Source organism: Streptomyces sp. DvalAA-14 (assembly GCF_900091855.1).
Classification (GTDB): domain Bacteria; phylum Actinomycetota; class Actinomycetes; order Streptomycetales; family Streptomycetaceae; genus Actinacidiphila.
The window spans coordinates 1-5,656 of sequence record NZ_FMCH01000112.1; the positions used below are offsets into that span (position 1 = coordinate 1).

The 5,656-nt window shown below is 68.3% G+C and carries 3 protein-coding genes; all 3 read right to left on the reverse strand.

Features of this window, described 5'->3' with window-relative positions; genetic code table 11:
- A partial coding sequence (locus GA0115240_RS05310) for a mycothiol transferase (protein ID WP_107407100.1) occupies window positions 1-512 on the reverse strand: 512 nt, incomplete at its 3' end.
- Between the two features lie 344 nt (window positions 513-856).
- The gene (locus tag GA0115240_RS05315; RefSeq protein ID WP_093735489.1) at window positions 857-2,299 is read right to left on the reverse strand and encodes a chitinase; all 1,443 of its coding nucleotides are present in this window, start codon (window positions 2,297-2,299) and stop codon (window positions 857-859) included.
- A gap of 302 nt (window positions 2,300-2,601) precedes the next feature.
- The coding region (locus tag GA0115240_RS05320; RefSeq protein WP_093735490.1) for a CARDB domain-containing protein at window positions 2,602-5,656 on the reverse strand (3,055 nt) is incomplete at its 5' end.

A 5,656-nucleotide genomic window follows, 5' to 3' on the forward strand; every position in this document is an offset into this window, starting at 1 on the left:
CGGCTACCGCCGTCCAACAGCCCGCGCAGGAAGGACGCCTGGCCGACGTGCTGGAGGTCGTCGCCGATCACGCTGACCAGCCGGACGCCGAGGGTGACCGGCGGGTCCCAGCGCTTGTCGACGATCCGGTCCAGCCCGGCCGCGGTCAGGCCGTCCAGGTACCCCAGCGTCCGTTCGTGCACCGCGTCGTAGTAACCGGTGAGCAGGGCCGGGTCGGAGACCTGGACCTTCGCCACCTCGGCCGGGTCGTGGCCGTAGCCGGTGGCCGCGGCGGGCAGGGGCAGGCCGAAGCGTTGGTCCCAGCCCTGCGAGGTCCAGATCTGCTCCTCGCCGGCCACATCGGCGACATGGTCGTCCTGGACCCGGGTGAGGTGCCAGACCAGCCAGGCGATCGAGTTGGCGCCGGGGTCGGGCCGCTCGGCGAGCTGGTCCGGGGTCAGCCCCTCGACGGCGGCGTGCACCTCCTCGCGGATCCGGCCGAAGGCGTCGGCGAGCAGTTCCGAGCTTTTCATGGGGCTCCTTGGACGGGTTCGGTGCCGCGCCCGGTGAGCTGCGTCCGGCGGGCGGCCTGCTGACCCGCATTCTTCCCACGGATGACCGATTGCCCGCATGGTCGGCTTTTGCCGGAGTCAGATCGCTCAATGCCGCTGTTTGATCGCTTTATTTCTACCGAAGCATCGCTGATTTGCGGTGACCCATGGACGCGGTGCGGCCGTCCTCGTAGTCTCTGGACGCCCGACCGCCGCGGGCCGGGGAAAAGACCGCCGGTCCCGGGCGGGTGCAGAGCACCCCCGCCCGGGACCGGTCGCATGCCGTCAGAGTGTCAGGAGCGCCGCTGCGGCCGCCCGGACGTTCGTCAGGACGGCAGTGTCCACTGCTGGTTGGTGGCTCCCGCGCAGGTCCAGATCTGCAGCGGGGTGCCGTTGGCGGAGCTGGGCCCGGTGGCGTCCAGGCACTTGCCGGACTGCGGGTTGACCAGCGTGCTGCCCGACTTCTGCCACACCTGCGAACCGGTGCCGTTGCAGTCGTACAGGTCCACCTTCGTGCCGTTGGCCGTGCCGGCCGCCGTCACGTCCATGCACTTGCCCAGCGCCTGCAGCGTGCCGTTGCCGGCGACCGTCCAGCTCTGGGCGTTGGTGCCGTTGCAGTCGTAGAGCTGCACGGCGGTGCCGTTGGCGCTGCTGGCCGCGTTCACGTCCACGCACTTGTTCGCGTAGCCGGAGTGGATCGGCCCGGTGGCGCCGGAGGGCGGCGGCGGGGGCGGGGTGGTGGTGCCGCCGGTGATGCCGTTCTCGATGCTGGAGAACTGGTACTGCGACTGCGAGGTGCCGCTGCACCCGTCCTGCGTCGCACCGCCGTTGGTGGCGCAGGCCTTGTCACGGCCCAGCGACCAGAAGGACAGCTCCTGGATGCCGTTGGTCTTGGCGAAGTTCGTCAGGTCCGTGGCGTCGGAGGTGGAGAACACCTCGCTGGAGGTGTCGTTCACGCCGATCATCGGCGTGTTGCCCTCCATCGCCCACAGCTGGGCCGACGTCTTGGTGTTCCAGATCTGGCCGAGCTGGGTGTGCAGACCCTGGGCGGCGCTGATCGCGGCGTTGCCCATGTCCATCGATGAGCCGTAGTCCATCGTCATGATGTTGACGAGGTTCACGTTCAGCCCGTGGCTCTTGGCGTTGTTCAGAAGGCTGATCGAGTCGGACTCCAGGCCGGACGGGTCGACCGGCAGGGTGTAGTCGATGTCGAGCTTCTTGCCGGCCGCGGCGTACTGCGACTGGAGGTCGGCCAGCGCCGCGTTGCGGCGGTCGTTGGCCGCGGTGTTGTCGAGCGCGCCGCCCTCGATGTCGAAGTCCAGCCGGGTCAGGTTCAGACCGTCGATGACCCGCTTGTACTGGGCCTCCAGCGAGGACACCGACGTACAGGAGATGCCGATCTCGGTGCCGGAGGCGCCGCCGAAGGAGGCGATGACGTCGCCGCCGCCGGAGCGCAGGGTGTTGATCGCCGAGGTCCAGCTCGCGTCGGTGATCGAGGTGTCACCGTTGAAGGTGGCGTTGCAGCCGCCGCCGTCGATGACGAAGGCCAGCGTGAAGTACTTCAGCCCGGTGGCGTTCTTGACGGCGGCCAGCGCCGACGGGGAGTTCCACACTTCGGCGTAGGGGGCCGCGTAGTGGGCGGGGAAGCCGGGGCCGGGGTTGGCGGCGGCGTGTGCGGTACCGCCGGTGGCCAGCAGAACGCCGGCGGCGAGCGTCGGGGTGGCGATGAGGGCGCCGAGCGCCTTGAGCCGGAGACGCGGTTTCTTCATGGGGGGAGGGGCCTTCCGGTAGCGGGCAGCCTGAGCCCGTCACATTCAGGTGGGTGAACGAGGGACGACGACGTGACTGTCATCGCTCGACGTGACGCTAGGACTAGACCAATGCCGCGTCAAGACCTCTCGTTCACCGACTGAACACCCGCTGCCCGTTGTGCCCACGGTGCCCGTCGTGCCCGTCGTGCCCACGGTGCCCGCCGCGTCCCCAAGCGGAATGCGCCCGCGTTCGTCATCCGAACGCGGGCGCACCCCAGGCACTAGTTCACTTCGTCGCGGTCATGTCCTCCTGGACGGGACTAGTTGTTGACGGTGATGGTGAAGTTGGGCGCGGTGTTCTGGATGTCCACCGCGTTGTCGCTCTCCTGCAGGCCGTTGAAGGTGACCGCGCCGACGGCCGGTCCCTGGCCCGCCTCGGGCTGCGGGTTGGCCCACAGACCGAATCCGGACTTGGCGTCGAAGGCGTCACCGCTCTTGTGCGCGCCGGTGACGGTGACGTTGGTGAAGATGGTGTCCGTGATCGGGTTGAGCGGCGTGCTGCCGTTCCACTTGGTCTGGAACATGATCCCGGAGTAGGTCGGGGAGGAGATGTCGAGGTTGCTGATCCGCAGCCCCTGGAGCTTGAACTCCGCCGAGTAGACCCACAGGCCCGGGAACGTCTGACCGCCCCAGAAGTGACCGCCGTCCCGCACCAGCGAGATGTTGTCGAAGGTGGTCTGCGGCGTGGACTCGAACCCGAGGGCCGGGATGCCGCCGAACTGCAGCGAGCCGATGGTGATGCCCGAGTAGGTCAGCGTGTCGGCGATGTACAGGTTGCTGAACTTGTTGCCGCCGCCGCCGTACACGGCCAGGCCCGCGGCACGCCACGTGGTCTGCACCGAGAGGTTCTGGAAGGTGTTGTTCAGTTCCTGCTCGTTGGTGTGGTCGATGGCGGGGAACAGCGCGAAGCTGTCGTCACCGGTGGTGCGGGCCTCGTCGTTGCTGACCAGGTTGCCGCTGCTGCCGTTGGTGAGGTTCACACCGTCGGCCCAGGTGTCGCGGATCCGGAGGTTGGTGATCGTCGAGTTGTCGACGTTCGTGCCCCAGACACCGCAGATCGTGTGCTCGATCCACAGGTTGTCGATGGTGAGGTTGGCGATCCCGGTGATGTCGAACACCTTGCCGGGGCCGTCGATACGGCTGGTGTAGTTGCCGAAGAAGGCGAATCCGGTGAAGGACGAGCCGTCGGAACCGGACTGGAGCGAGAACCCGCCGTCGGTGTTCTCCTGGGTCTGCGGGGTGTAGAAGCGGGTGAACCAGGGACCGGCGCCGACCACCTTGATCGCCCGTCCGTAGACGGTGAACTTGTTGGCCGTCGCGTAGTCGCCGGCGGGCAGGTAGACACCGAGCTTGGTGGTGTCCTGCCGCGCGGTGTCCAGCGCGTTCTGCACGTCCTGCTGGGTGAAGCCGGCCGGCACGACGTACTTCGTCGGGTCGGGGTTGGCGACCTGGGTCGCCTGCTCCAGCTGGATGTAGTCGATGTTGTAGTAGGCCGCGGTGTTGGCCGCGTCCTTCTCCAGCTTGATGACATGGCCGGCCGGGACGGTCGTCCCGAGCAGCACGTTGGCCTCGTCGTAGATGTGGCGCGGGCCGGATCCCGGCGAGTTGGTCGGGCTGGCCTCGTCACCGTAGAGCCACGAGTACTTCGAGGTGAGCGGGATCGTCTTCAGCAGCGAGCCGTCGACGTAGACGTTCAGCGTCGTCGAGTCGGTGCCGTCGGGGATGTTGAAGCGCGTCACCAGCGTGTTGGTGCTGGCGCGGGTGGTGAAGGACACCGAGGCGCCGTTGGACGCCAGGTTCACCGCCTTGCGGCCGGACGCCTCACCGGCCGGGTCGCCGATGGTGCGGTTCGGCCCGAGGACGGTGGCACCGCCGCCGAGCACGCCGTCCTCGGCCTCGTAGTTGTCGTACGGCATGTTGGCGCCGCGACCCACGAAGAAGGACAGGTTGCTGGTATTGTTCGCCTGCTTGGTCGAGACCTCGTTGGCGTCCACCGCGATCACCGTCTTGACGGTGTACTTGCCGTTCACCGCGGTCCAACTGCCCAGGCTGACCGGGGCGCTGGTGGCCCCGGGCGCCAGCGCGCCGGTGTAGGTGCCGGTCAGCGTCTTGATGACGCTGCCGCTGGTGGCGTCGAGGATCGACAAGGTGATGCCGTGCGCGCCGCCCGCCGAGGCGACCGTGCCCTGGTTCTTGATCGCGACACTGAAGTTGACGGTGTTGCCCGCCGACGGGTTGCCCGGCGTCCAGCCGACCGGCGAGGCGACCAGGTCGGAGGTGTCGACCGGCTTGACCACGAGACCGGTCGGGTTGGTGTAACTGTTGTTGGTCTCGTTCTGCTCGACGACGGTGTTGGCCTCGTCGACCTTGGCGGTCAGCTGGTACGTCCCCGCGTCCTTGGCGCCGATGTTCAGCGACGCGGTGGTGCTGGCGCCGGCCGCGAGCGCGCCGACGTTGGCGGTGCCGACCTTGGCGGTGCCGAGGTAGAAGTTGACGTTGGTGGCCGCCGACGCGTTGGTGCCGATGTTCTTCACCGTGGCGTTGAGCGTGATCGGGTCGGTCTCGATCGGCGACGCGGGCGACGCCGTCAGGCTGCTGACCGTCAGGTCCGGGTTCGGCCCCGGTACCCCGATGACCTGGAACTCGGCGACCTGGCCGCCGCCCGCCCCGGTGTTGGAGGTGAAGGTCAGACGCACGTCGGCGACCCGGCCGGAGACCGGGATCGTGACCGTGTTGCCCGTGCTCGGGCTGAAGTTGTACGCGGTCGCGGGCGACAGCTGGGTGAAGGTGGTGGAGCTCTGCTCCCGGCCCGAGACCGCGATGGTCTGGGTGCGGTTGCCCCACGAGCCGTCGGGGTTGAGCTTGACCACCACGGAGCTGGTGTCCACGTTCGAGCCCAGCGACACGGTCAGCGTCGTCGGGTAGCCGCTGCCTTCCCAGTACGTCGAGGTGCTGTCGTCGTCGGCGTTGGCGGCGACGAAGTTCTGGACAGTGGAGGAGGCGACGATCGGCTTGCCGACGGCCTGGTTGGTGCCACCGGTGGGCGGCGTGGTGCCGTTGCGGGTCACCGTGTTGCTGTTGCCCGACTCGTTGCCCGCCGCGTCCTTGGCCCGGACGAAGTAGGAGACGGTCGCGCTGTCCGGCTGGCTGTCGGTGTACGTCAGCACATTGCCCGCGGTGGTCGTCACCAGCGAGCCGTTGGCGAACACCTCGTAGCCGGTGACGGCGGTGTTGTCGCTGGACGCGCTCCAGGTCAGCTTGATCTGACCCGAGGCAGGCAGCGTGTAGGCCAGGTTGCCCGGCGTGGTCGGCGCC